A 24,035-nucleotide genomic window follows, 5' to 3' on the forward strand; every position below is an offset into this window, starting at 1 on the left:
GGACATGGCGGAACAGGCATTCGATGTGGTGGTGATCGGCGGCGGCCCGGGCGGCTATGTGTGCGCTATCAAGGCGGCGCAGCTGGGCTTGAAGACCGCCTGCGTCGAGAAGCGCGGGGCCCTCGGCGGCACCTGTCTCAACGTCGGCTGCATCCCGTCCAAGGCGTTGCTGCAATCCTCCCATCTATACGCGATGGCGGCGCACGACCTGGCGCAGCACGGCGTCAAGGCCGGCAAGGTCGAACTCGATTTCAAGACCATGATGGGCCGCAAGGACAAGGTGGTCGCCGATTTCACCAAGGGCATCGAGTTCCTGTTCCGCAAGAACAAGGTGACGTACCTCAAGGGCCTCGGCCGCCTGGTCGGCGACGGCAAGATCGAGGTCGTCGCCAACGGCAAGGGCGAGACGGTCAGCGCCAAGCACATCATCATCGCGACCGGCTCCGACGTGATGCCGCTCAGGGGCGTGGAGATCGACGAGAAGCAGATCGTCTCGTCCACTGGCGCGCTGGAGCTGGAGAAGGTGCCAGAGCATCTGATCGTGATCGGCGGCGGCGTGATTGGGCTGGAGCTCGGCTCGGTGTGGCGGCGCCTCGGCGCCAAGGTCACTGTCGTCGAGTTCCTCGACCGCATCGTCGCCACCATGGATGCGGAGATCGGCACGGCGTATCAGAAGGTGCTCACCAAGCAGGGCCTGGAATTCAAACTCGGCACCAAGGTGACGGCGGCGAAAAAGGCCAACGGCAAGGTGACGCTGACGATGGAGCCCGCGAATGGCGGCGCCTCCGAGGAGCTGACCGGCGACGTCGTTCTGGTCTCGATCGGCCGGCGGCCCTATGTCGATGGGCTGGCGCTGGAGATGGTCGGGGTGAAGCTCGACAATAAGGGGCGAGTGATGGTCGACGATCATTTCCAGACCAGCGTGCCCGGCATCTACGCCATCGGCGACGTGATCCACGGGCCTATGCTCGCGCATAAGGCGGAGGAAGAGGGCGTCGCGGTCGCGGAGATGCTGGCCGGTCAATCCGGGCACGTGAATTACGAGACCTGCCCCAACATCGTCTACACTTGGCCGGAGCTGGCGAGCGTCGGCAAGACCGAGGAGGAGCTGAAATCCGCCGGCGTGCAGTACAAGGTCGGCAAGTTCCCCTTCCTGGCGAATTCGCGTGCCAAGGCCAACGCCGACATGGAAGGCATGGTAAAGCTGCTGGCCGACGCCAACACCGACCGCCTGTTGGGCGCGCACGTGCTCGGCCCCGAAGCCGGCACCCTGATCCACGAGATCTCCATGGCGATGGAATTCGGCGGGTCGGCGGAAGATGTGGCTCGCGCGTTCCATGGGCACCCGACGCTGAACGAAGCGATCAAGGAAGCGGCCCTCGTGATCGCGAGCAAGCCGATCCACGTGTGATTTTAGGAAGCCCCAAAGGCGTCCAGTTCAGATTCTAGTGCGTCAACGCAGTCATCGACACGGCGGCCTGCCGTATCGATCCTGATACGTGGTCGACTCCACGGCTGATAGTGGCGGTTCTTTATTTCTTCCCAAGTCGGAAGAACGAGCCCGCTGACGTCGGACGAGCGCGTTTCCACGCGGCGTCGATGTTCCCTCTCGTCGGAGCAAATGATCTCGACGTTGATGAGCGATGTACTGGCCGCTTGCGCGACGCCGGCCCAGGCTTCGCGCGCGATCTCAACGCCGTTGACTGCATCGGCAATGACGGTCAAGCCTAGTTCCAGATTGTCCTTCGCCACGCGATAGGCAGTCTCGTACCCTTCTTCCATGATCTCTTCGAGCGTCCCACAGGCTCGAAGCGCCTGTTCGACAGTATCAATGCGCAGATATGCCGCTCTGATGCGTCGCGCCAACTCTCGCGCGATGGAGGTCTTGCCGGTTCCGGGCAATCCTGAGAATACGATCAGCATGGACTAATTTGCCGCTTCCTGCGTGGCATGCTTCGCGAGATAGTCCTTCGCGAACTGGCCCCACACCGTCAACTTGCCGTTCTTGCGGCGCAGGCTCGGGCCGTAATCGGGGTTCCAGCACCAGGCGGTCGATGACAATTCGCGCGCATCCATGAAGTCGGCGAAAGGCGTGCCGTAATCCCCGGCGGTGCCGGACCAGTGCTGCTTGGCGTCCGGCTCGAAGCCCCATTCGGTCACGATGACCGGCTTCTCCTTGTCGAGATCGTCGAGCGTGTCGGACCATTCCTCCGGATAGTGGCCGGGGTAGACGTGCCAGACGTAGCCGGTGTTCTCATCCGGCAGCAGGGACTCGCGCAAGCCCTTCAGGTTGAAGGCCCAGAGCGGCGGCGCGACGAGCACGACGTTGCTGCTGCCGCTGGCGCGGATCGCGTCGGTCAGTACGCGCCAATAGGGGCGGTATTGCTTCCAGTAGGCGAGGTCGCCGCCTTCCTCCTCTTCGGTGTTGCTGCTCGGTTCGTTCCACAATTCGAACAGGATGCCGGGATCCTGATAATGGAGCGCGACGGTCATCCAGAAATCCATCGCCAGGGTGAAACGCGAATCGTAATAGGTCGTCCTGGTGTCCGGCTCCGTGACGTCGAAATACTCGAGTGCATAGCCGTCCGGGAATCCGATGACGTGGTAGTCGATGATGACGTAAAGGCCGGCGGCGCGGGCCTGATCGACATGCTGCCGCAACGTGCTCAGCGCCTTGTCCTTGTTGTCGCGCCAAGCGCCGGGATGGATGGAGAGGCGCACCACATTGGCATGCCACTCATTCTTGATATCGGGATAGGGATCCACATCGGACGGCAGGTCGGTGACGTCGCCCATCGCAATGCCGCGCAGGATGACCTTCTGTCCGTTCTCGACGAAGGAATTTCCTCGGACCTCCAGCGCTTCGGCGAACGCCGGCAGCAGCAGGAACAGGAGTGCCGCGATCCGACCTAGAGCGCGTCGGCGCGGAGCGTCATCACGGCGAGCGCGTCGCTCTCCAGTGCGCCAAGCTTGCGATAGAAATCGAACGCCATTTTGTTGGGCCGGTATACATACCATTCCAGCCATTCCCCGCCCCATTTCCGGCAATCCGCCGCGCAAGCCGCCACCAGGCGGCGGCCGATGCCCTTGCCGCGCGCGTCGGGTTCCACCCACAGGTCGCAGATGAAGAACAGCCGATACGCGACGTCTACATTATATCCTTTGCAATAAAGGAGGTAGCCGCAGGGTGAGCCCTCATCTTCGGCGATGTAGCCGGCAAAAGCCGGGTCGGGACCGAAACCGTCCTTGAGATAGCGCTCGGTGGTGAAGTGCTTCACCGCAGAATCTGGATCACCCAGCTCCTCCAGATAGGCCATGAAGGAATCGTGCATGGCGACGACCGCGTTGGCGTCGGCGGGGGTCAGGGGGCGGATGATGGCCGCCATCAGGATTCAGCGCCGAGCGCGGGGGTGGGCAGCCTGATAGACCTGCAACAGGTGCTGCGCATCGACGTCGGTGTAACGTTGGGTGGTCGAGAGCGAGGAATGGCCGAGCAGTTCCTGGATGGCGCGCAGATCGCCACCGGCACCGAGCAGGTGAGTGGCAAAGGAATGGCGCAGGGCGTGGGGTGTCGCCGTCTCCGGCAGCCCGAGCGCCAAGCGCAGGGTCTGCATCGCTTTCTGCACCAGACGCGGGCTGAGCCGACCGCCCTTGGCGCCCATGAAGAGGGGATCGCTGCCGGTGCCGCCCCAGGGGCAGGCCTTCAGATAATCGCGTACGGCCGTCACGATCTCCGGCAGCAGCGGCACGATGCGGGTCTTGCGCCCCTTGCCGGTGACCGTGAGCGTGCGCGCCTCGCCAGTCATCGGCAAATCGCGGCGATTGAGCGAGACCGCCTCGCCAATGCGCAGGCCAGCGCCATAGAGCAGCATCAGGATCGCGGCATCGCGCTTGCCGATCCAGTCCTCCTCCTGCAGCGAGGCGACCTCGTCCACCACGTCCATGGCCTCGCCGACGGTCAGCGGCTTGGGAACCGCGCGCGGCAGTTTGGGCGCGCGCAAGCTCGTGATGGCGCCATTGGCGGCAAGGCCGCGCTTGGCAAGAAACCGGAACAGGTTCTTGAGCGCGCTCAAGGCGCGGGCGAGGGAGCGCGCCTCGATCCCCTCCGATTGGCGTGCCGCCATCCAGGCGCGGAAATCGCTGCGGCTTAGCTGTGCCAGGCTGGCAAGGCGCGGCAGCTCACCCTGATGGCGGGCGAGGAAGGAGAGGAACTGGCCGATGTCGCGCGTGTAAGCTTGCCGCGTCAGGTCGGCCACGCGCCGCTCATGCGCCAGCCAGCTCAGCCATTGACCAAGCGCATTCTGCAGATCGGGGGCGGCGCGGAAGCCGTCCGCCGCTTCGGCCCCGTCCGTCAAGGCCGCGGCAGGTCCAGCCACGAGCGGATGCCGAATTCGATAATCCGGCCGAGGAAGCTGAGCAGCTCGGTGCCTTGCCCGGGGTGGAAGTAGCCCGGATGGCGCGTGCCGAAGGCGAGCACGGCATTGGGTGCCGCCTTGCTGGGCTTGAGGCGCACCAACGCATCGGAGCGCACCAGCTCCGCGGCGCCGCCAAATACTTCCGGGTCGCCGATCGTGTCGTCGCGCAGCAGGACCTGCCGCCCTTTGCCCATGATGCGGTCGACCGCACCCTGTTCCAAGAGTTCCAGGCCGTCCAGCTTCGGGCGGCGATTATAGCCTTCCGTGCGCTCGATGCAGAGGCACACCACGTCGACCTCGAGCAGCAGCACCAGGTCGCCGGTGATGATCTCGATGAACTCCTCGAACGTGTCGGCTTCCAGCAGCGCCAGGACCGCCTTGTGGATGCGCTCCTGGGTGCCGAGGTTGTCGCGGCTGTTGGCGATGATCTCGTCCTGGTGGGCGCGCAGCTTTGCAACGTCATTGCGCAGGCGCTCCACCATGAAATGCTGCAGATCGACGACGGCACCATCGCTATGGCGCGCGGGCGGCGCCTGCAGATCCAGCAGCTCCGGATGGCGATAGAGAAAGTCGGGATGGCGCCTCAGATAGGCGATCACCTGGGCCGCACTCGGCAGGGCCGGCGATTTCTTCTGCAGCTCCTCGGTGCGCTCCGCCATGCGAGACCCGTACGCTAGAGAATCTTCTGACCGGTCTTAGCCCAGTCGGCCAGGAAGGCGGCGAGGCCCTTGTCCGTCAGCGGATGATTGAACATCTGCCGCAGCACGCTGGGCGGCATGGTCGCGACATCCGCGCCCAGTTTCGCCGCTTCGATGATGTGGATCGGATGGCGCACGGAGGCGACCAGCACTTCGGTCTTGATGTGGGCATAGGCACGATAGATCTGCACGACGTCGGCGATCAGCTTCATGCCATCGGTGCCGATGTCGTCCAGCCGGCCGACGAAGGGCGAGATGTAGGCCGCACCCGATTTTGCCGCCAGCAGCGCCTGCGCCGGCGTGAAGCACAGCGTGACATTGACCTTGGTGCCTTCCTTCGACAGCTTGTTGCAGGTCTTCAGGCCATCGGGTGTCAGCGGCACTTTCACCACGACATTGGCGGCGATCTTCGCGAGCTTGCGCCCTTCGGCCAGCATGGTCTCGTGATCGGTGGAGATAACCTCGGCGCTGACCGGGCCGGGCACGATCTCGCAGATCTCGCGCACCACATCGACGAACTGGCGGCCAGACTTCAGCACCAGAGAGGGATTGGTAGTGATGCCGTCGACCAGCCCGGATGCGGCCAGCTCGCGGATATCATTGATCTCTGCGGTATCGAGAAAGAATTTCATGGCAGTCGTTTCACTCGTAGCAATTCGTCACAAATCCAGGTTTCGGCGGATGCGGTGGCGCGGTACGATGCCGCTGTCCCGAATCGACCCCCGGACGTCGCCCCGAGTCTAGCCCATGGCATCGCTCTTCGCCAGCAATACGCCACCTGAAACGGAAGCGGCTACGGATCGCCGGATCGGGGTATTGCTGCCGCTGCCCTTGAGCGGTGCCTATGACTATCTGGTGCCGGATGGCATGGACATTGCGGCCGGGGATTTCGTGGAAGTGCCCCTCGGCTCCCGGTCGATCCTCGGCGTGGTGTGGGGCGAGGCCAAGGACGATGTGCCGCGCGCCAAACTGAAACAAATCGAAGCAAGACTTGAAATAGCGCCGCTGCCGGAGATCTCGCGACGCTTCATCGACTGGGTGGCGAATTATTGCCTCTCAGCGCCCGGCGCCGTCCTCAAGATGGCGATGAGCGTCAGCGACGCCTTCAAGCCCGAGCGCAGCCTCAAGGCCTATGCGGTCGGCGATCCATCACTGGGTCAAATGACAGCATCGCGACAGCGCGTTCTGGAGGCGCTCGCCGACATTCCGTCGATGCTGCCTAGCGATCTGGCGAAGAGAGCCGGCGTGACGGCCGGCGTGCTCACCAAGATGGCCGAGCTTGGGCAGTTGCGCGTGGTCGCGCAACCGCTCGCCAAGCCGTTCGGCCAGCCCGATCCCGATCTGCCCGGCGCGCAGCTTTCGCCTGCGCAGCGCGCGGCCGCTGATGAGCTGATCCAGGCGCATGCCGGTGTCACGCTGCTCGATGGTGTCACGGGCTCCGGCAAGACCGAAGTCTATTTCGAAGCGATCGCTGCATGCCTCAAGCGCGGCAAGCAGGCGCTGATCCTGCTGCCGGAGATCGCGCTCACCACGCAGTGGCTGGAGCGATTCATGGAACGGTTCGGCGCGGCGCCGGGGCAATGGCATTCGGAACTGACGGGGCTCGAGCGGCGCTTGACGTGGCGCGCGGTGCTGCGCGGCGATGCGAAGGTGATCGTCGGCGCACGCTCGGCGCTGTTCCTCCCCTTTCGCGATCTCGGCCTCATCATCGTCGATGAAGAGCACGAGCAGGCCTTCAAGCAGGAAGATGGAGTCGTCTATCAGGCGCGCGACATGGCGGTGGTGCGCGGGCACTTGGCGCAGATTCCCGTCATCCTCGCCTCCGCCACGCCCTCGCTGGAGACCATGCATAATGTCGAGATGGGGCGATATCGCTTCCTGCATCTGCCGGATCGGCACGGGCCCGCGCAATTGCCGGAAGTGCGCCTTGTCGATCTGCGCCGCGAGCCGCCCCCTCGGCAATCCTGGCTCTCGCCGCCGCTGCGCGAGGCGATCCGCGCCACGCTGGAGCGCAAGGAACAGGCGCTGTTGTTTCTCAACCGCCGTGGCTACGCGCCGCTCACTCTCTGCCGCGCCTGCGGGCATCGATTGCAATGCCCCAACTGCAGCGCCTGGCTGGTGGAGCATCGCTATCTCGGACGCCTGCAGTGCCACCATTGCGGATTCGAGGCGCCGCCGCCGGCCAAGTGCCCGGCTTGCGGTGCGGAAGGATCAATGGCGGCCTGCGGTCCCGGCGTGGAGCGCGTGGCGGAGGAGGCCGCAGCGCTTTTCCCGGAAGCGTCCCGCCTTATCCTCACCAGCGATACCGCGAGTGGCCCGGCCAAGACGGCGGAGCTGCTGCGCATGATCGCCCAGCGCGAGGTCGATCTGGTGATCGGCACGCAGATCATCGCCAAGGGGCACCATTTCCCGAACCTCACGCTGGTCGGGGTGGTGGACGCCGATCTCGGCCTCTCCGGTGGCGACTTGCGCGCGGCGGAGCGGACCTTCCAGTTGCTGCACCAGGTCGCAGGCCGTGCGGGCCGCGCCGATCTCGCCGGTCTCGTCCTGATCCAGACCTACGATCCCAGCCGCCCGGTGATGCAGGCGCTGAAGGCGGGCGACCGCGACCGCTTCTATGCGCTCGAGGCGGAGGAACGCAGGGTCGCCGGCATGCCGCCCTTCGGGCGCCTGGCGGCGGTGATCATTTCGGGCAGCGATCCGGACGAAGTGGATCGCTTCGGCCAGCATCTCGCGCGCACGGCGCCGCATCAGGACGGCATCCATGTGCTGGGTCCAGCGCCGGCACCGCTCGCCTTGCTGCGCGGACGGCACCGCCGGCGCTTTCTGGTGAAGGTGCGCCGTGACGTTCCGGTACAACCGGTGTTGCGCCACTGGCTGGGTGGCGTGAAAACGCGTGGCGACCTGGCGCTCGAAATCGACATCGATCCCTACAGCTTCATGTAGCCCAGGCGATCTGCGGCCCGTTGAAAGGGGCGGGGTGGCGTCCGCATGGTTGTCCCATCGGCCGAAGGGGCAGTTTAGCTGACGGATCCCGGTCGTCAGACGACGTAGACACAGGCTCAAATCGTCGGCTCTGCCGGGCCACTTTGCGCAAATGTTTCAAACCCTTGACCAGGGGTGCGGCACCTTGCCCCGGTGCTGTTGCGCACCCCTGCTTCCTGTGTTACACACCGCACGCTTTTCGCGGCCGGGACAAGCTGCGATGGGCAGCTGTGGTGTTGGCTGGACGGGTCCGGCGCCGCGGCGTTGGTCGCGGTTTCCACGCGATTTCATCAAATCGTTTCAATGGTTGAGCTGGATCGGCGGCACCTCAAGCCGGCGACCGCAGAGCAGGGCAGGGGGCGGATTTGGCGGCCCAGATATCAGAGCACGGCGGGCTGGCGCAGCGTTATGCCGCGGCGCTGCTCGAACTGGCGGAAGAAAAGCGCGGGCTCGACGCTGTATCGGCGGATCTCGTCGCACTTAGCCACATGATCGCCGAGAGCAGCGACCTCCAGAAACTGATTACAAGTCCCTTGATGGATCGCGCTGACCAGTCGCGCGCGATCGCGGCCGTGGCCAAGGCAGCCGATTTCGACGATCTGACCCAGCGCTTCGTCGGGCTGATCGCCGCCAAGCGGCGCCTGTTCGCGCTACCCGCGATCATCAAGTCATTCCAGAAGATGCTGGCCGACAAGCGCGGCGAGGTGGCGGCGGAAGTGACCGCCGCCCACGCTCTGACTGACACGCAGAAGTCGGCCGTCGTTGAAGCAATCAAACGTGTGGTCGGCGGCAAGGTCTCGATCGACATGAAGGTCGATCCCAGCCTGCTCGGCGGACTGATCGTCCGCGTCGGCAGCCGCATGATCGATGGATCCGTGAAAACGAAGCTGCAGAAGCTGCAGCTCGCGATGAAAGGGGTTGGATAATGGAAATCCGCGCCGCCGAAATCTCTGCCATTCTGAAACAGCAGATCGAGAATTTCGGCACCGAGGCTGATGTCACCGAAGTCGGCACCGTGCTCTCCGTGGGCGACGGTGTGGCCCGCGTCTATGGCCTGGACAAGGTGCAGGCCGGCGAAATGGTCGAGTTCCCGGGCGGCATCCGCGGCATGGCCCTCAACCTCGAGACCGACAATGTCGGCGTCGTGATCTTCGGCGATGACCGTACGATCAAGGAAGGCGATACCGTCAAGCGCACCGGCGCCATCGTCGACGTGCCGGTGGGCAAGGGCCTACTGGGCCGCGTGGTCGATGCGCTCGGCAACCCGATCGATGGCAAGGGCCCGCTGACCGACGTGAAGCGCCAGCGCGTGGAGGTGAAGGCTCCGGGCATCGTCCCGCGCAAGTCGGTGCACGAGCCGATGCAAACCGGTCTCAAGGCGATCGACAGCCTGGTGCCGATCGGACGCGGCCAGCGCGAGCTCATCATCGGCGACCGTCAGACCGGCAAGACGGCAGTCATTATCGACACCATCATCAACCAGAAGACCATCAACGCGTCGGGCGATGAATCGAAGAAGCTGTACTGCGTCTATGTCGCGGTCGGCCAGAAGCGTTCCACTGTCGCGCAGATCGTGAAGTTGCTGGAAGATGCCGGCGCGCTCGAATATTCGATCGTGATCGCCGCCACCGCGTCCGAACCCGCGCCGCTGCAGTTCCTCGCGCCCTACACCGGCGCCTCGATGGGCGAGTTCTTCCGCGACAACGGCATGCACGCTGTCATCTTCTATGATGACCTCTCCAAGCAGGCCGTCGCCTATCGTCAGATGTCGCTGCTGCTGCGCCGTCCGCCGGGACGCGAGGCCTATCCGGGCGACGTGTTCTACCTGCACTCCCGCCTGCTGGAGCGCGCGGCGAAGATGAACGATCAGCATGGCGCGGGCTCGCTGACCGCCCTGCCGGTGATCGAAACGCAGGCCGGCGACGTGTCGGCCTACATTCCGACCAACGTGATTTCCATTACCGATGGCCAGATCTTCCTGGAGACCGGCCTGTTCTATCGCGGTATCCGTCCGGCGATTAACGTCGGTCTGTCGGTCAGCCGCGTCGGATCCGCCGCTCAGATCAAGGCGATGAAGCAGGTTGCGGGCCGCATCAAGCTGGAGCTCGCGCAGTACCGCGAGATGGCGGCCTTCGCGCAGTTCGCCTCGGATCTCGATGCCGCCACGCAGAAGCTGCTGGCGCGCGGCGCGCGCCTGACGGAGCTCTTGAAGCAAGGCCAGTTCCAGCCGATGCCGGTCGAGGAGCAGGTGGTTTCGATCTTCGCCGGTGTCCGCGGGTATCTCGACACCATCAAGGTCGAGGATGTGAACCGCTTCGAGGCGGCGTTCCTCAACGAGGTGCGCGCCAAGCATGCCGATGTGCTGGAGTCGATCCGCAAGGAGCGCGAGATCGTCAAGGCGACCGAGGACAAGCTGAACAACGTCCTGACTGCGTTCGTGAAGTCGTTCGCCTGATCTGAAGGGCCCTAAGGCATGCCAAGCCTCAAGGACCTCAAGGTCCGCATCAACAGCGTGAAGAACACGCAGAAGATCACCTCCGCCATGAAGATGGTGTCGGCGGCGAAGTTGCGCCGCGCGCAGGGGCAGGCGGAAGCCGCGCGTCCCTATGCCGAGCGCATGGAGCGCGTGCTGGCCTCGGTCGCCTCGACCGTGCAGAGACGCGAGAGTGCGCCGGCACTCCTTGCCGGCACCGGCAAGGACCAGGTCCACCTGATTGTGGTGATGACCTCCGACCGCGGCCTGTGCGGCGCCTTCAACTCGTCCATCGTGCGCCAGGCGCGCCGATTGGCGCGCGAACTGCGGCGCGACGGCAAGACGCTGAAGATCCTGTGCGTGGGCCGCAAGGGCCGCGACCAGCTGCGCCGCGAATTCGCCAACGAGATCATCGGCACGATCGAGGGTGTGGGCAAACCGCGCCTCAACTATGACGAGGCCGATAAGATCGCGCAGCGCATCCGCCACATGTTCGACCGCGGCGAGTTCGACATCTGCACGATCATCTACAACAAGTTCAAATCGGCCATCACGCAGATCGTGACCACGCAGCAGCTGATCCCGTTCGCGCCTGCGGGTGCTGCCAACGAGGATGCCGATCCCGAGCTCGCGAGCTATGAATACGAGCCGGAGGAGGATGCGATCCTGGCAGATCTGCTGCCGCGCAACATCGGCATGCAGATCTATCGCGCGCTGCTGGAGAACGCGGCCAGCGAACAGGGCGCCCGGATGTCGGCGATGGACAGCGCGACCCGCAATGCGGGCGAGATGATCAACCGCATGAGCATCACTTACAATCGCACGCGCCAAGCGTACATCACCAAGGAACTGATCGAAATCATCTCCGGCGCCGAGGCGCTGTGAGATCACGGACGGATTGAAGGAGAGATCGATGGCCAAGAACCTGGTCGGCAAGATCACGCAAGTGATGGGCGCCGTCGTCGACGTGCAGTTCGTGGGCGACCTGCCGGCGATTCTGAACGCGCTGCATGTGCAGAACCACGGCAAGCTCCTGGTGCTCGAGGTCGCGCAGCATCTGGGCGAGAGCACCGTCCGCACCATCGCGATGGACACGACCGACGGTCTGGTCCGCGGCCAGGAAGCAGTCGACACCGGCGCCGGCATCACCGTGCCGGTCGGCCGCGAGGTACTGGGCCGCATCATCAACGTGATCGGCGAGCCGGTGGACGAGCGCGGGCCGGTCAAGGCCAAGACCAGCTATCCGATCCACCGCCCGGCGCCGGAGTTCGTCGACCAGGCGCCCGAGCCGCAGGTGCTCGTCACCGGCATCAAGGTCATCGACCTGCTTACTCCCTATCCGAAGGGCGGCAAGATCGGCCTGTTCGGCGGCGCGGGCGTCGGCAAGACGGTCACCATCATGGAGCTGATCAACAATGTTGCGAAGGCGCATGGCGGCGTGTCGGTGTTCGCCGGCGTCGGCGAGCGCACGCGCGAGGGTAATGACCTCTATCACGAGATGATGGAATCGAAGGTCATCCAGCTCGACGGCGAATCCAAGGTCGCCCTGGTGTATGGCCAGATGAACGAGCCTCCGGGAGCCCGCGCCCGCGTCGGCCTGACCGGCCTCACCCAGGCGGAGTATTTCCGCGACGAAGAAGGCCAGGACGTGCTGTTCTTCATCGACAACATCTTCCGCTTCACCCAGGCGGGTTCGGAAGTGTCGGCGCTGCTGGGCCGCATCCCCTCGGCGGTCGGTTATCAGCCGACCCTTGCCACCGACATGGGCGTGCTGCAGGAGCGCATCACCACCACCAAGAAGGGCTCGATCACCTCGGTGCAGGCCATCTACGTGCCCGCCGACGACTTGACCGACCCGGCGCCCGCCACCTCGTTCTCGCACCTGGATGCGACCACTGTGCTGTCGCGCCAGATCGCCGAGCTCGGCATCTTCCCGGCGGTCGACCCGCTCGACTCGACCTCGCGCATCCTCGATCCGCGCGTCGTCGGCGAAGAGCACTACAAGGTGGCGCGCGAGGTGCAGCGCGTGCTGCAGACCTACAAGTCGCTGCAGGACATCATCGCCATTCTGGGCATGGACGAGCTGTCCGAAGAGGACAAACTGGTCGTCGCCCGCGCCCGCAAGATCCAGCGCTTCCTGTCGCAGCCGTTCCACGTGGCCGAGGTCTTCACCGGCACGCCGGGCGCGCTCGTGAAGCTCGAGGACACCATCAAGGGCTTCAAGGGCATCGTGAACGGCGACTATGACGACCTGCCCGAGTCGGCCTTCTACATGGTGGGCACGATCGAGGAAGCGGTCGCCAAGGCGCAGAAGATGGCGGAGGCGGCGTAAGCCGGGCTTGCCATGACGGCGACGGGCGGACAGGGCACGTCGCCAGTTTGGCCGGTCTCCATCAAGGGTGTCTGCCTGGTCGGCGCCAAGGTTGTTCTCCTCAAGAACGAGCGCGACGAGTGGGAGCTGCCCGGCGGCCGGCTGGAAGCGGGGGAAGATCCGGTTCCCTGCCTGAAGCGGGAACTGGAGGAGGAGCTGGGAATCGAGGCCGAGATCGGCGATCTCATCGATTGCTGGCGCTATCCGGTGCTTCCGACCCGCGCGGTGCTGATCGTGACCTTCGGCGTCCTGCCGATGGCTGAGCGAAAACTCCGGCTCAGCAATGAACATAAGGAACTGGGCCTGTTCGCCCCGGCCGAGATCGCGGGGTTGAACATGCCGGAAGGGTATCGCCGCTCGATCCGGGATTGGGTTTCCCGGCTGGGCTAGGTGGGAAGGATGGAAGATGCCGGATACGGTCAAATTCGAGCTGGTCTCGCCGGAGCGCTTGCTGTTCTCCGCGGATGTCGAGTCGGTGGTGGTGCCGGGCACCGAGGGTGACTTCGGCGTCCTGCCGGGCCACGCGCGCCTCATCTCCACCGTCCGGCCCGGGGTGATCTCGGTGTTCCAAGGCGGCAAGGTGACGGACCGCATTTTCGTCGAGGGCGGCTTCGCCGAGGTCACCGGCGCCGGCTGCACGGTTCTGGCCGAGCATGCGCTCCCGGTCGCGGAAATCCAGCGTGACCAGGCTCTGCAGGCCATCCAGGACGCCCGAGAGGATGTCGAGGACGCCAAGGACGACGAGACCCGGAAAGAGGCAATGAAGACCCTGGAAGTCGCCGAGGCCCGGTTACAAGCGGTCGACGTGGTTGTTTACTGACCTGCCGGCTTGAGACGGGCTTCCTGTCACATGCTTGTCAGAGTGGCACGCCTCGCCTAACCTCCGGGCCATCCCCATGTTCGGCTGGCATCCTGAGGGGAGAGGAGCCGGCTATGTCAACTGAGTGGTAACGCACCGACGACCATGAAGCACTGGACGCTGGAGCAGATTCCCTGGAATCAGTTCGACCCCGCGCGGGTCGATCCGGAATTCGTAAAGCTGGTGAAGGCCGCCGCCATGGTGGAATTCAACGGCGGGGACTACGCGACCTATCTCAACCGGGTGTTTGCGGACGACCCGGAGTTCCAGGCCGTCGCTGCCGAATGGGCGCAGGAGGAAGTGCAGCACGGGCAGGCCCTTGCCCGGTGGGCAAAGCTGGCCGACCCCAGCTTCGATTTCGCAACGGCCTTCAAACGTTTCACCGACGGCTATTCCATCGACATTGATGCCGAGGAATCAGTGCGCGGTTCGCGGGCCGGAGAGCTGGTGGCGCGCTGCATCGTGGAGACCGGAACCTCCTCCTACTACGCGGCGCTTCGGGAGGCGACGGACGAGCCCGTGCTGAAGGAGATCTGCCGCAACATCGCGGCGGATGAGCTCAGGCACTACAAGCTCTTCTATAGCAACCTGCGGCGCTACCTGGATCGCGAAGGCCTCAACGGCTGGAGGCGCTTGAAGGTGACGCTGCAGCGGCTTGGCGAATCGGAGGATGACGAGCTCGCCTACGCCTATTTCGCCGCCAACCATCCGGATGAGAAGTATGACCGCTCGCGCTTCGCCCGGGCCTATGCGCGCCGGGCCTATGCGGTCTATCGCCGGCACCACGTGGAGCGCGGCATCGCCATGGCGCTGAAGGCGAGCGGCCTTGCGCCCACCGGCCGGCTCAATCGCTGGCTGACCACGCTCGCCTGCTGGTTCATGCAGGTCCGCCTCCGGCGCCTCGAGGCCATCAACGCCTAAACCAGGTCAGGACGCCGGCCGCAGCCGATTCCGGACCACCGTCCGGCGGAGCAGATGGCGCAGCCGCTTGTGCCAGGGTTGATAGCGCCCAACGTTGGCGTGGGGCAGCGGTTGGTTGGGCACGGGCTTGCCCAGGAACCGGCACAGCTTAGGCCAGCCGTCACCGTTCTCCCAATTCATGACCAGAAGATCGTTCGGGCGCCCGGCAAAGTAGCGCAGGACCTCGTCGTTATGCCGCAAGTAGCGGTCGACATAGGCCTGCCTGTGCTGAAGGTCTTCCTCAAAGCCATAAATGATCTTGCGGATTTCCACGATGTCGGGACGGGGACGGGCGCCGCGCGTGCTGATGTGGTTCTCGTAGCTCCGCCACCACCGTTCGATGTCCCGCACGGTCAGGATGAATTTGCTGTTGGGGTAGCGTTGGTCGAGCTCCTTGTAGAGCAGGATCCATGGCCAGTCTTCGAACACATCAAACTGGTCGACAACCGAGAAGATGCGGTCAAGGTTGCCGTCTCTGACATTGTAAACGAGGTCAAGATCTTGACCCTGATGCTTGTAACCTAGAATTTCCAGACAGGAACCGAGCGTCGTCGTGCCCGTCTTGGCCCAGCCGATACAGAAAACCTTGCCGTCCGTCATATGCTCATCCCAAAAACCCGGCGGGCCCTCGAGCCGGGATGACCATCAGCACGTGGACGCTATGACACAAATTGCCATCCGGCACAGAAACAAATCTGCGACACCGGTCGAAGTGATCAGCCCTTCAGGTCGCGATCGACCTCATGCAGCAGGGCCGCATAGCCCTTGATTGCGCCGGCGGCGGGCGAGGCGATCTGCCGATAGACCAACACAAAGGTCACGAACGCTGTCGCGCCCATGAAGAACAGGGGGTGAAAGAACCAGCCGACCCAGGCGAGGGCATAGTAGTAGGTGCGGAAGCCGCTGTGGAAATTGGTGACGGCGCTGTTCAGCACGACCGACATCTGGTTTCCCATCTGCTCGATCATCGCGTCAGTCAGTTGATCCTTGAGCGGCGCCGAGCCCAGCAGTGCCAGATAGTAGTTGTATTGCAGCAGTGCCCAGGTGAAGCGATAGAAGCCGTAGATGAACACGCACACCAGCCCGATCAGCTTGATCTGGAACAGCTCGACGGTGGTGTGCGCAACGAAGCTGCTTTGGGTCGCGAGCCGGTAGGCCATGTCGGTATTGCCGAGCACGCCAAGCAGCGCCACCACGATCAACAGCGTGGCCGAGCTGAACAGGGCGATCGAATTGATGGAATGGCCGGTGAGGATCGAATCCAGCACCCGATCCTCGCGCGCCAGATAGCGCCGCATCCAGCGGGTCCGAATCTCGCGCATTCGGGCATTGAGCAGCCGGTCGCCACTGTGATCGGCATAACGCGAATAGGCGACGATGGCCGCGAAGAACAGAGCCAGCGCCAGGACGTCCAGTGCACTTGCGTTGAAGATCATCGCAGGCGCGCTACATCGTCGAGATCAGCGCCGCTTGAAGCGGTCGGCGAAGCAGCGCTCAAAGAACTCGTAGATCTCCGGACTCATCGCGTCGAACTGCAGGGCGATGCTTTTGCCGGGCACAACTCGGATCACCTTGACCGCGATCCGCATGCGGAAGTCGGCGGTGTTGTCCCTGGCCTTGATATCGATCTGCACGGCGTCGCCCGCCGCGCGCTCGCCCGCGTAGCCTTCGATCAGCAGGCCGCCCAAGGACCAATTCATGGTCTGGTAGGCGACGCCGTCCAGCCGCACCGTGAAGATCGGCAATGGCAGACGTCGGTCGCGCCGCCGCTCCGCCCCGCGAACTTGCTGGTACCCCATCGTGTAAGAGGTCATGAACTCCCCCGGTCCTCTATTCGAATCACTCTATCAGACGGTCGACATGCTGTCTGCGGCGACGGCCGGGCTATGGTCCAGACTAGAACTGGCTGTTAAGGACGGGTGAATCCGGCCCTTCGATCACGCTCGCCGGCCAGATCGCGACCCATCGGTCGCGCGCCACGCCGCGGAACATCGGCAGGGCCGGCAGGCGCAGCGGCGAGCCGTCGAAATAGGTGACGATCGCACCGGCCGGATGGGCGGCGGCCCAGCGCGCGGCCTCCACCCGCGTGCGGACGGGCTGCGGGGCAATCTCCAGCCTGCCCGCGAAGTCGAACTCGCCGCGATAGTCGGAGAACACCGCGACCGACAGGCCGGCATCCTGCAGCTGCTTCATGCGGCTGGCGACCGGCGTCAGGTCGAAGAAGGGCCTGAGATTGCCGTCGAACTCTAGGTTGAGCGACGTCATGAGCAAGGTCGGCAGGATCGCGACCTGCAGGGTGCGCGAGACCTGATGGCTCGGTGACAATTGCGCCAGGATATAGCCGATCACCAGCAGTGAGAGGCCGGCGGCGAGCCCGATGCCGCCGAGCCAGATCGGCAGCGGCGCGCCGAACACCTGGCGCCAGACCACATCCAGATGCGCGGTCGGCACGATGTTCATCAGGAAGAAGATGAGCCCGATGAAGAGCGCGAAGAAGCCCGGCACCACGGCATGGAAGTCCTTCGGCTTGATCTCCTGTGTCGCGAGCAGCCGCGCGCCCAGAAGCGACAGGGGGCAGACCACCGACAACAACCCGACGAGCTGCCAGCCGGAAACGACGCCCGCGATTACCGTGGCCGCCAGAAACGCGAGGCAGAGGCGGAAGCCGACGCCGACCTTTTCCCGCAGATGGCGGCTGAGCGCGCGCGACAGGGTCTTCCAGCAGATCCAGGGGTACAGCACGACCGGCAACAGGAGCAGCGACCATGGCTCGGAGCGAGACGCTTCGGTGGCCGGATCGCTCCAGCCATTGCCAAAATGGAACAGCATCTGCTCGCCGCCCAGCGTACGCAGCCAGAGCCACGCCGGCAGCAGGGCCAACGTGCTGATCACCAAGCCCCCCAGCATCCACAGGATGATGCTACGCTCCTGCCGCGTCACATCGTCCAGCAGCCAGATGCCGATGGCGCACAGCATGGGCACCAGCGCCCAGGACCAGCCCCCCGCCATCACCGCCAGCGCGGCCGCAGCCGCGCTCAGCAGCCAGCCTGCGATGGTGCGGAAGAAGCCCGGCTTGCCCATCCACAGTTCGCTCAGGGCATGAAAGCTGGCGAGGATGAAGGGCAAGGCGACGGTCTGCGGCTCCACCATGGTCATGGCCACCGCAAAGGCGCCGACACCGGTCAGCAGCAGCCGCGCGAAGATCGGCGTGGCTGCCCGATGCGGCCACAGCACCAAGGCGGTCCGCCCGACGAGAAGGACGGTAGCGATGGCCGCCAGCGCCGGCACCAGCCGTGGCCACCACTCGCTTACGCCAAAGACCTGCCAACCACCCACGATCAGCCAATGCAGCAGCGGCGGAATCTCCGGCGCAAGCAGCCCATTGCGCAGCGGTACCAGCGTGTCGCGCAGATACATATGCCAGGCGGATGCCAGCGTCTCGAGTTCGATCGGCGCCGTGGTCGGCCGCCAGGCGAGCGCCCCGAAGATCAGCACGGCCATGAACAGGAACGGCGCCGTCCGCGACAGCCTCTGCAGGAAGGGAGAAAGGCTCGTCTCCTCCGGCAGCGCCTCGATGCGCGGCGCGTCGCGCTCTTCTGCCGGAATCAGTTGTTCGTGCTGCCGGGTCTCCAGACTCACGTTCGCCATCCTCCTGTCGCGCCTAGCATATCGACGCCCGCGCGCTCTAGGAAGCGGGCGGAAGCATGGCTACAATCCGCGCCGACCACGCCGTTTCCATCAAGGGAGTCCAGTCTTGTTCGACCATCTGATCGACCGCGCGGCACAAGCTGTCGAGATCGTGCCGCTGCGCGCCCAGCGCCTGGAGGCCTGGATGAAGCGCCAGCCGCAATCGGTCGGCCAATGGATCCGCGCCGCGGGGTTCACCGCCAAGCCGGGAAGCACGTGCCTGGTGCCGAACGGCGAAGGCGGCCTGGCGCAGGTGGTGGTCGGAATCGAGGAAGGACTCGATCGTTGGTCGATGGCCTCGCTGCCCACGTCGCTGCCGAAGGGCGATTACAGGCTCGCGGACGAGGTCGATGGCGCGGAAGCAGAGGCGGCCTGCTTCGCCTGGGCGATCGGCGCCTACCGGTTCCAGCGCTACAAGAAGCGCAGCGGGGACCTGGCGCGCCTGGTCTGGCCTGCGGGTGTCGATCGCCCTGCGGTGCGCCGCACGGTTGCAGCCCTGACCCTCGCGCGCGACCTCATCAACACGCCGGCGGAGGATATGGGCCCGCCGCATCTGGCCGCGGCCGCGCGTGCCGTCGCCAAGGCGCATAAGGCGAAGTTCAACGTCATCGTCGGCGATGATCTGCTGAAGAGGAACTACCCGGCGATCCACGCGGTTGGCCGCGCCGCCGCGCGGCCGCCGCACCTGATCGACATGAGCTGGGGCACCAGCGGCCCGCGCCTGGTGCTGGTCGGCAAGGGCGTGTGCTTCGACAGCGGCGGACTGGATCTCAAGCCCTCCAGCGGCATGCTGCTGATGAAAAAGGACATGGGCGGCGCTGCCTTGATGCTGGCGCTGTCCCGGATGATCATGGATGCAGGGTTGAAGGTGCGCCTGCGCCTGCTCATCCCCGCGGTGGAAAACGCGGTCAACGGCAATGCCTATCGCCCGCTCGACGTCATCCGTACGCGCAAGGGCATCACGGTCGAGATCGGCAACACCGACGCGGAGGGGCGCGTCATCCTGTGCGACGCGCTGGCGGAGGCGCATCGTGACAAGCCCGACCTCATCCTCGATGCCGCCACGCTGACCGGCGCGGCGCGCGTGGCGTTGGGGCCCGATCTGCCGGCCCTGTTCTGTAATGACGACGACGTCGCGGAGGCGCTGCTGCGCCACGCCAAGGCGGAGGATGACCCGATGTGGCGCCTGCCGCTGCACAAGGGTTATCGCGCACTGCTCGACAGCAAGGTTGCCGACATCAGCAATGTCGGCAGCGGTTCTTTTGCCGGCGCCATCACCGCCGCGCTCTATCTGCAGGAATTCATCGAGCCCGGCACGCGGTGGGCCCACATCGACACCTTCGCCTGGAACAACCGCGACCGGCCCGGCCGGCCGGAAGGCGGCGAGGCGCTCGGCCTGCGGGCCCTCTTCTCGTTCGTGCAGGCCTGGGCACAGCCGGGCAAGGGGAAGGGCAGCGCCATCATCGCACCCAAGCCCGCACCGCGGCCGCGGCCGGTGAATCAAAGGACGCGAAGAAGGCGGTAGTGCAACTTTCGGAGATCAGGTCGTATGCCACAGTGCCTGTTCTGCCAGCTGATTGCTGGTGAGGCCCGCTCCGAGGCGATCTACGAGTATGATCTCTTGATAGCGCTCGCCGACATCCATCCAATTCGGACGGGGCACACCCAGATCGTCTCGCGCGAGCACGTTCCCTATTTCGAGAGCCCGCCGGAAGCGACCGCCAGCCGATCGATTAATGTCGGCCAACGCTTGTCGCGAGCGATGAAGACAGTCTATGGCGCTCCGCGCGTCGCCTTCGTATTGACAGGTGGCGATCACGCGCACGTACATGCGCATGTGGTGCCGATGCACGAAATGACGGATATCACGTCGCGTCGGTACATCGCTGAGGAAAAACTGACCTTCCGTTCGACGCCCCGCGCATCTGACGAAGAATTGGCGTCCGCCGGCGCAGCATTGCGCGCCGCGTTGCGGGGCTCTTAGTATCCACGCGCGCAATCGACGACATGGTCCAGCCCCTCGCCGGCTTCAAATTTGGCGATCTGCTTGGCGATGCGCCAAGCCGCGGAGCGCGGGTCGGTGATGCTGGCATTATGCGGCGTGATATAGAGCCGCTCAGTCGACCAGAAGGGATGCTCCGGCGGCAGCGGTTCGGTCTCGAACACATCGAGCGTGGCGGCATTGATCTGGCCCGACGCCATCGCCGCCGACAGATCCGCTTCGACCAGATGCCCACCGCGCGCGGCATTGATGATGCTGGCGCGGCGCGGCAGCTGCGCGAACAAGGCGGCATTGAGGATGCCGCGTGTATCGGCCGTCAGCGGCAGCAGGCAGACGAGTATTTCGGTCTTGGAGAGGAATGCCGGCAACTGGTCCGCGCCAAAGAAGCTCTCTACCTTCGGCAGCGACTTGGGCGTGCGGCTCCAGCCGCGGACCGTGAAGCCGAACTCGACCAGTCTTTCAGCGGCGGCTGATCCCAGCTCGCCCAGGCCCATGATCCCGATGGTGCGGTCCCATGGCGCGGGGTAGCTGTGCGGCCGCCACGTGGAGCAACTCTGCGCCGCTTCCAGCTCCCACACCTTGCGGTGATGGAACAGGCACTGCCAGAGCACGTATTCGACCATGCCGCGGGTCAGCTCCGGCTCCACCATGCGCACCAGCGGCACATCGCGCGGCAGACTGGAATCCGCCAGCAAGCGGTCAACGCCGGCGCCGATGCCGAAGATGATCTTGAGATTTTTCATAGCCGGCCAGATGCCAGGCGGTGCTTTCCAGGCGAGACAATACGGAACGTCGGAGACATCCTGCCCCGGTTCATAGGGCTGGAAGTCGATCTCCGGTGCGACCTCGGCGAACGCGTTGATCCAGGAGTCCGTTCGCGCGCCGGCGCCGACGAACAGCAGGGTGCGGTTCATTGCCGGATCGCCTCCAGATGTGCGACTTCCATATGGAGCGCGGCCGCCAGCAGGGCCTTGGTGTAGTCTTCCTGCGGCGCTTCGAAGATCTGATTGGCGGTGCCTTTCTCCACCACCTTGCCGTTGCGCATCACGATCACCCGGTCGCTCATGGCGCGGATCACGCGCAAATCGTGGCTGATGAAGAAATAGGTAAAGCCGTGCTTCTTCTGCAGGTCGCGCAGCAGATCGACGATCTGCGCCTGTACCGACATGTCGAGCGCAGAAGTCGGCTCGTCCAACACGATCAGCTTGGGCTTCAGGATGAGGGCGCGCGCCACCGCGATGCGCTGGCGTTGCCCGCCGGAGAATTCGTGCGGATAACGATGGCGTGTTTCGGGATCGAGGCCGACTTCCTTGAGCGCCGCGACCACCGCAGCGTCGCGTTCGCCCTCGTCCTTCATCAGGCCGTGCACGTCGAGCCCTTCGGACACGATCTCGCCGACAGACAGGCGCGGCGAGAGTGATCCGTAGGGATCCTGGAACACGATCTGCATCTCTCGGCGCACCGGCCGCAGATCCCAGCGCTTCAGCTTCTCAATGTTGCGCCCCATAAATAGGATCGCCCCTTCCGATTCCACGAGACGCAGGAGGCCGAGCGCCAGCGTGGTCTTGCCCGATCCCGATTCGCCGACGATTCCGATGGTCTCGCCCTCGCGCACGTCGATGTCGATCCCGTCCACCGCCTTCACGTGGCCGACCACGCGGCGGAGCACGCCGGCCTTGATCGGGAACCACACCTTCAGGTTCTTCGCCGACATGATTTCGCTGCCGCCGGTCCTGAGCTCGCCTTTCGGCTGCGGCTGGGCGGCCAGCAGATGCCGCGTATAGGGATGCTGCGGATTGCGGAACAGGGTCTCGGTCTCGCTCCGTTCGACAATAACGCCGTTCTGCATGACGCAGACTTCGCGCGCGACGTTGCGTACCAGGCCAAGATCGTGGGTGATGAGGAGGATCGCCATGCCGAGCTCGCGCTGCAGCTCCAACAGCAGCTTGAAGAGTTGCGCCTGGATCGTGACGTCGACCGCGGTGGTCGGCTCGTCGGCGATCAGCAGGTCCGGATTGTTGGCGAGCGCCATGGCGATCATGACGCGCTGACGCTGTCCGCCGGACAATTCGTGCGGGAAGGCGCTCATGCGCTTTTCCGCGTCGCCGATCTGCACCAGCTTCAGGAGCTCCAGCGCTTCCTTGCGTGCCGCCCCGCGCTGGAGCTTGCGGTGCAGCGTCAAGGTCTCGATCAATTGTCGCTCGATCCGGTGCAGTGGATTGAGCGAGGTCATCGGCTCCTGGAAGATCATCGCGATGCGATCGCCGCGCACCTCGCGCAGCTTGTTCGGCGAAGCCTTCATCAGATCCTCGCCCTGGAACAGGATGCGCCCCGACGGATGATGCCCGGCCGGAGGCAGCAGCTTCAGGATGGAGAGCGCGGTTACCGACTTGCCGGATCCCGATTCGCCGACCAGCGCGAGCGTCTCGCCGCGTCCGATCGAGAAGTTGATGTCCTGCGCGACGACCCGGTCGCGGAACGCGACGGAGAGGTTCTCGACCTGCAGCAATGGTCCGTCGCCCGAAGCCTTGTTCATGCCATGGATTTCCGCGGGTCGAAGGCGTCGCGGACCGCTTCACCGACGAAGATCAGCAGCACCAGCATCCCGCCAACCGCGACGAAGCCGCTGATCCCGAGCCATGGCGCTTGCAGGTTCTCTTTGCCTTGCTGCAGCAACTCGCCCAGCGACGGCGAGCCGGGCGGCAGGCCGAGGCCGAGGAAGTCCAGCGCCGTCAGCGTCGTGACAGATCCGCTCAGCGTGAACGGCAGGAACGTCAGGGTCGCGACCAAGGCGTTGGGCAGGATGTGCTTGATCATGATGCGCCAGTCGCTCATGCCCATGGCCTTGGCGGCCCGCACATACTCGAAGTTGCGCGCGCGCAAGAATTCCGCACGGACGACGCCGACCGGCCAAGTCCAGCTCACCAGCAGCATGATGCCAAGCAAGGTCCAGAAGCCCGGCACGATGACGCTGGAGAGGATCAGCAGCACGTAGAGGAATGGCAGGCCACCCCAGATTTCGAGCCCGCGCTGGAACAAGAGGTCAGTCAGGCCGCCATAGAAGCCTTGGATCGCCCCGGCAAGCACGCCAATCACCGTGCTGGCGATGGTGAGGATAAGGCCGAACAGGACCGAGATGCGGAACCCGTAGATGACGCGCGCGGCGACATCGCGTGCATTGTCGTCTGTACCAAGCCAGTTGACGCTATCGGGTGCGGTCGGTGCCGGCCCCGGCAGATTGCTCACCGCCGTTCGGTAGCTGAATGGAATCGGCGGCCAGATCGCCCAACCCTTCTCAGCGATCTTCTGCTGGACAAAGGGATCCTTGTAGTCCGTGCCGGTTGTGAAGGTACCGCCGAAGGTCGTTTCCGGATAGTCCTTCACGACAGGCATGTATATTCCGCCATCATAGAACACGACGATAGGTCGATCATTGGCAATGAATTCCGCGAACAGCGTCACGACGAACAGGATGCCGAAGATAATGGCGGAGACGAAACCGCGGCGATTCGCCTTGAAGGCGCGCCAGCGCCGCATAGTGATCGGCCGCACGCGGATTCCCAGCACGCGCCGGTCGATCGCAAA

Annotated in this window: 24 protein-coding genes; 11 read left to right on the top strand and 13 right to left on the bottom strand. The window is 64.6% G+C overall.

Features of this window, described 5'->3' with window-relative positions; translation table 11 throughout:
• Positions 1–4 precede the first annotated feature (4 nt).
• Positions 5–1,411: a dihydrolipoyl dehydrogenase gene (gene lpdA, locus DTX69_RS11625; protein WP_119301693.1), complete on the top strand. Its 1,407-nt coding sequence runs from the start codon at positions 5–7 to the stop codon at positions 1,409–1,411.
• A 2-nt stretch (positions 1,412–1,413) separates the two neighbouring features.
• Here lpdA and DTX69_RS11630 read toward each other — a convergent pair whose 3' ends face one another.
• The 6 genes from DTX69_RS11630 to fsa are packed head-to-tail and all read right to left on the bottom strand — an operon-like array spanning position 1,414 to position 5,745.
• Positions 1,414–1,923: an AAA family ATPase gene (locus DTX69_RS11630; protein ID WP_119301694.1), complete on the bottom strand. Its 510-nt coding sequence runs from the start codon at positions 1,921–1,923 to the stop codon at positions 1,414–1,416.
• A 3-nt stretch (positions 1,924–1,926) separates the two neighbouring features.
• Positions 1,927–3,027, bottom strand: a complete 1,101-nt coding sequence (locus DTX69_RS11635) for a glycoside hydrolase family 5 protein (protein WP_322090888.1) — start codon at positions 3,025–3,027, stop codon at positions 1,927–1,929.
• On the bottom strand, positions 2,910–3,386 hold the full coding sequence (locus DTX69_RS11640) for a GNAT family N-acetyltransferase (RefSeq protein ID WP_119301696.1): 477 nt from the start codon (positions 3,384–3,386) through the stop codon (positions 2,910–2,912). Before DTX69_RS11640 ends, DTX69_RS11635 begins: the two co-directional genes overlap by 118 nt.
• Before the next feature lie 6 nt (positions 3,387–3,392).
• Complete coding sequence (locus DTX69_RS11645) at positions 3,393–4,376, bottom strand: tyrosine recombinase XerC (RefSeq protein ID WP_284735708.1); 984 nt, start codon at positions 4,374–4,376, stop codon at positions 3,393–3,395.
• The gene (locus tag DTX69_RS11650; protein ID WP_119301698.1) at positions 4,352–5,074 is read right to left on the bottom strand and encodes a DUF484 family protein; all 723 of its coding nucleotides are present in this window, start codon (positions 5,072–5,074) and stop codon (positions 4,352–4,354) included. The genes DTX69_RS11645 and DTX69_RS11650 overlap by 25 nt, the downstream gene beginning before the upstream one ends.
• Positions 5,075–5,088: 14 nt before the next feature.
• Positions 5,089–5,745, bottom strand: a complete 657-nt coding sequence (gene fsa / locus DTX69_RS11655) for a fructose-6-phosphate aldolase (RefSeq protein ID WP_119301699.1) — start codon at positions 5,743–5,745, stop codon at positions 5,089–5,091.
• Positions 5,746–5,860: 115 nt separating this feature from the next.
• Here fsa and DTX69_RS11660 point away from each other — a divergent pair, with 115 nt between their 5' ends.
• The 8 genes from DTX69_RS11660 (at position 5,861) to DTX69_RS11695 (ending at position 14,722) form a co-directional block, all read left to right on the top strand.
• A complete protein-coding gene (locus tag DTX69_RS11660) occupies positions 5,861–8,059 on the top strand; it encodes a primosomal protein N' (protein ID WP_119301700.1) in 2,199 nt (732 codons plus the stop codon).
• Positions 8,060–8,463: 404 nt separating this feature from the next.
• Positions 8,464–9,024, top strand: a complete 561-nt coding sequence (locus DTX69_RS11665) for a F0F1 ATP synthase subunit delta (RefSeq protein WP_119301701.1) — start codon at positions 8,464–8,466, stop codon at positions 9,022–9,024.
• On the top strand, positions 9,024–10,553 hold the full coding sequence (gene atpA / locus DTX69_RS11670) for a F0F1 ATP synthase subunit alpha (protein ID WP_119301702.1): 1,530 nt from the start codon (positions 9,024–9,026) through the stop codon (positions 10,551–10,553). The genes DTX69_RS11665 and atpA overlap by 1 nt, the downstream gene beginning before the upstream one ends.
• 18 nt (positions 10,554–10,571) lie before the next feature.
• Positions 10,572–11,456, top strand: a complete 885-nt coding sequence (locus DTX69_RS11675) for a F0F1 ATP synthase subunit gamma (RefSeq protein ID WP_119301703.1) — start codon at positions 10,572–10,574, stop codon at positions 11,454–11,456.
• 28 nt (positions 11,457–11,484) lie between these two features.
• Positions 11,485–12,903, top strand: a complete 1,419-nt coding sequence (gene atpD, locus DTX69_RS11680) for a F0F1 ATP synthase subunit beta (RefSeq protein ID WP_119301704.1) — start codon at positions 11,485–11,487, stop codon at positions 12,901–12,903.
• Between the two features lie 12 nt (positions 12,904–12,915).
• On the top strand, positions 12,916–13,332 hold the full coding sequence (locus tag DTX69_RS11685; RefSeq protein ID WP_119301705.1) for an NUDIX hydrolase: 417 nt from the start codon (positions 12,916–12,918) through the stop codon (positions 13,330–13,332).
• Between the two features lie 16 nt (positions 13,333–13,348).
• A complete protein-coding gene (locus DTX69_RS11690) occupies positions 13,349–13,762 on the top strand; it encodes a F0F1 ATP synthase subunit epsilon (protein ID WP_119301706.1) in 414 nt (137 codons plus the stop codon).
• A 144-nt stretch (positions 13,763–13,906) separates the two neighbouring features.
• A complete protein-coding gene (locus DTX69_RS11695; RefSeq protein WP_119301707.1) occupies positions 13,907–14,722 on the top strand; it encodes a ferritin-like domain-containing protein in 816 nt (271 codons plus the stop codon).
• A 6-nt stretch (positions 14,723–14,728) separates the two neighbouring features.
• Here DTX69_RS11695 and DTX69_RS11700 read toward each other — a convergent pair whose 3' ends face one another.
• The 4 genes from DTX69_RS11700 to DTX69_RS11715 form a co-directional block, all read right to left on the bottom strand.
• Positions 14,729–15,361: a sulfotransferase family protein gene (locus tag DTX69_RS11700; protein WP_119301708.1), complete on the bottom strand. Its 633-nt coding sequence runs from the start codon at positions 15,359–15,361 to the stop codon at positions 14,729–14,731.
• Between the two features lie 116 nt (positions 15,362–15,477).
• Positions 15,478–16,197: a DUF599 domain-containing protein gene (locus DTX69_RS11705; protein ID WP_119301709.1), complete on the bottom strand. Its 720-nt coding sequence runs from the start codon at positions 16,195–16,197 to the stop codon at positions 15,478–15,480.
• 24 nt (positions 16,198–16,221) lie between these two features.
• The gene (locus tag DTX69_RS11710) at positions 16,222–16,575 is read right to left on the bottom strand and encodes a hypothetical protein (RefSeq protein ID WP_162917103.1); all 354 of its coding nucleotides are present in this window, start codon (positions 16,573–16,575) and stop codon (positions 16,222–16,224) included.
• 82 nt (positions 16,576–16,657) lie between these two features.
• Positions 16,658–18,400, bottom strand: a complete 1,743-nt coding sequence (locus DTX69_RS11715; protein ID WP_162917104.1) for an ArnT family glycosyltransferase — start codon at positions 18,398–18,400, stop codon at positions 16,658–16,660.
• Positions 18,401–18,515: 115 nt separating this feature from the next.
• Here DTX69_RS11715 and DTX69_RS11720 point away from each other — a divergent pair, with 115 nt between their 5' ends.
• Positions 18,516–19,973 carry a leucyl aminopeptidase family protein gene (locus DTX69_RS11720; protein ID WP_284735709.1) on the top strand — a complete coding sequence of 486 codons (1,458 nt, stop codon included), beginning with the start codon at positions 18,516–18,518 and terminating at the stop codon, positions 19,971–19,973.
• A 24-nt stretch (positions 19,974–19,997) separates the two neighbouring features.
• Positions 19,998–20,432, top strand: a complete 435-nt coding sequence (locus DTX69_RS11725; protein WP_119301713.1) for an HIT family protein — start codon at positions 19,998–20,000, stop codon at positions 20,430–20,432.
• Here the strand turns inward: DTX69_RS11725 and DTX69_RS11730 are convergent.
• The 3 genes from DTX69_RS11730 to DTX69_RS11740 are packed head-to-tail and all read right to left on the bottom strand — an operon-like array spanning position 20,429 to position 23,987.
• On the bottom strand, positions 20,429–21,364 hold the full coding sequence (locus tag DTX69_RS11730) for a 2-hydroxyacid dehydrogenase (protein ID WP_119301714.1): 936 nt from the start codon (positions 21,362–21,364) through the stop codon (positions 20,429–20,431). The two genes, DTX69_RS11725 and DTX69_RS11730, sit on opposite strands and share 4 nt — an antisense overlap.
• Entirely contained in the window at positions 21,361–22,986 is a 1,626-nt protein-coding gene (locus tag DTX69_RS11735; protein WP_119301715.1) for an ABC transporter ATP-binding protein, read from the bottom strand. The genes DTX69_RS11730 and DTX69_RS11735 overlap by 4 nt, the downstream gene beginning before the upstream one ends.
• Positions 22,983–23,987 (bottom strand): ABC transporter permease, encoded by a 1,005-nt coding sequence (locus tag DTX69_RS11740; protein ID WP_407643981.1) that lies wholly within the window; start codon positions 23,985–23,987, stop codon positions 22,983–22,985. The genes DTX69_RS11735 and DTX69_RS11740 overlap by 4 nt, the downstream gene beginning before the upstream one ends.
• Positions 23,988–24,035: the final 48 nt, after the last annotated feature.

This window comes from Dongia deserti (assembly GCF_003574735.1).
Lineage (GTDB): Bacteria > Pseudomonadota > Alphaproteobacteria > Dongiales > Dongiaceae > Dongia_A > Dongia_A deserti.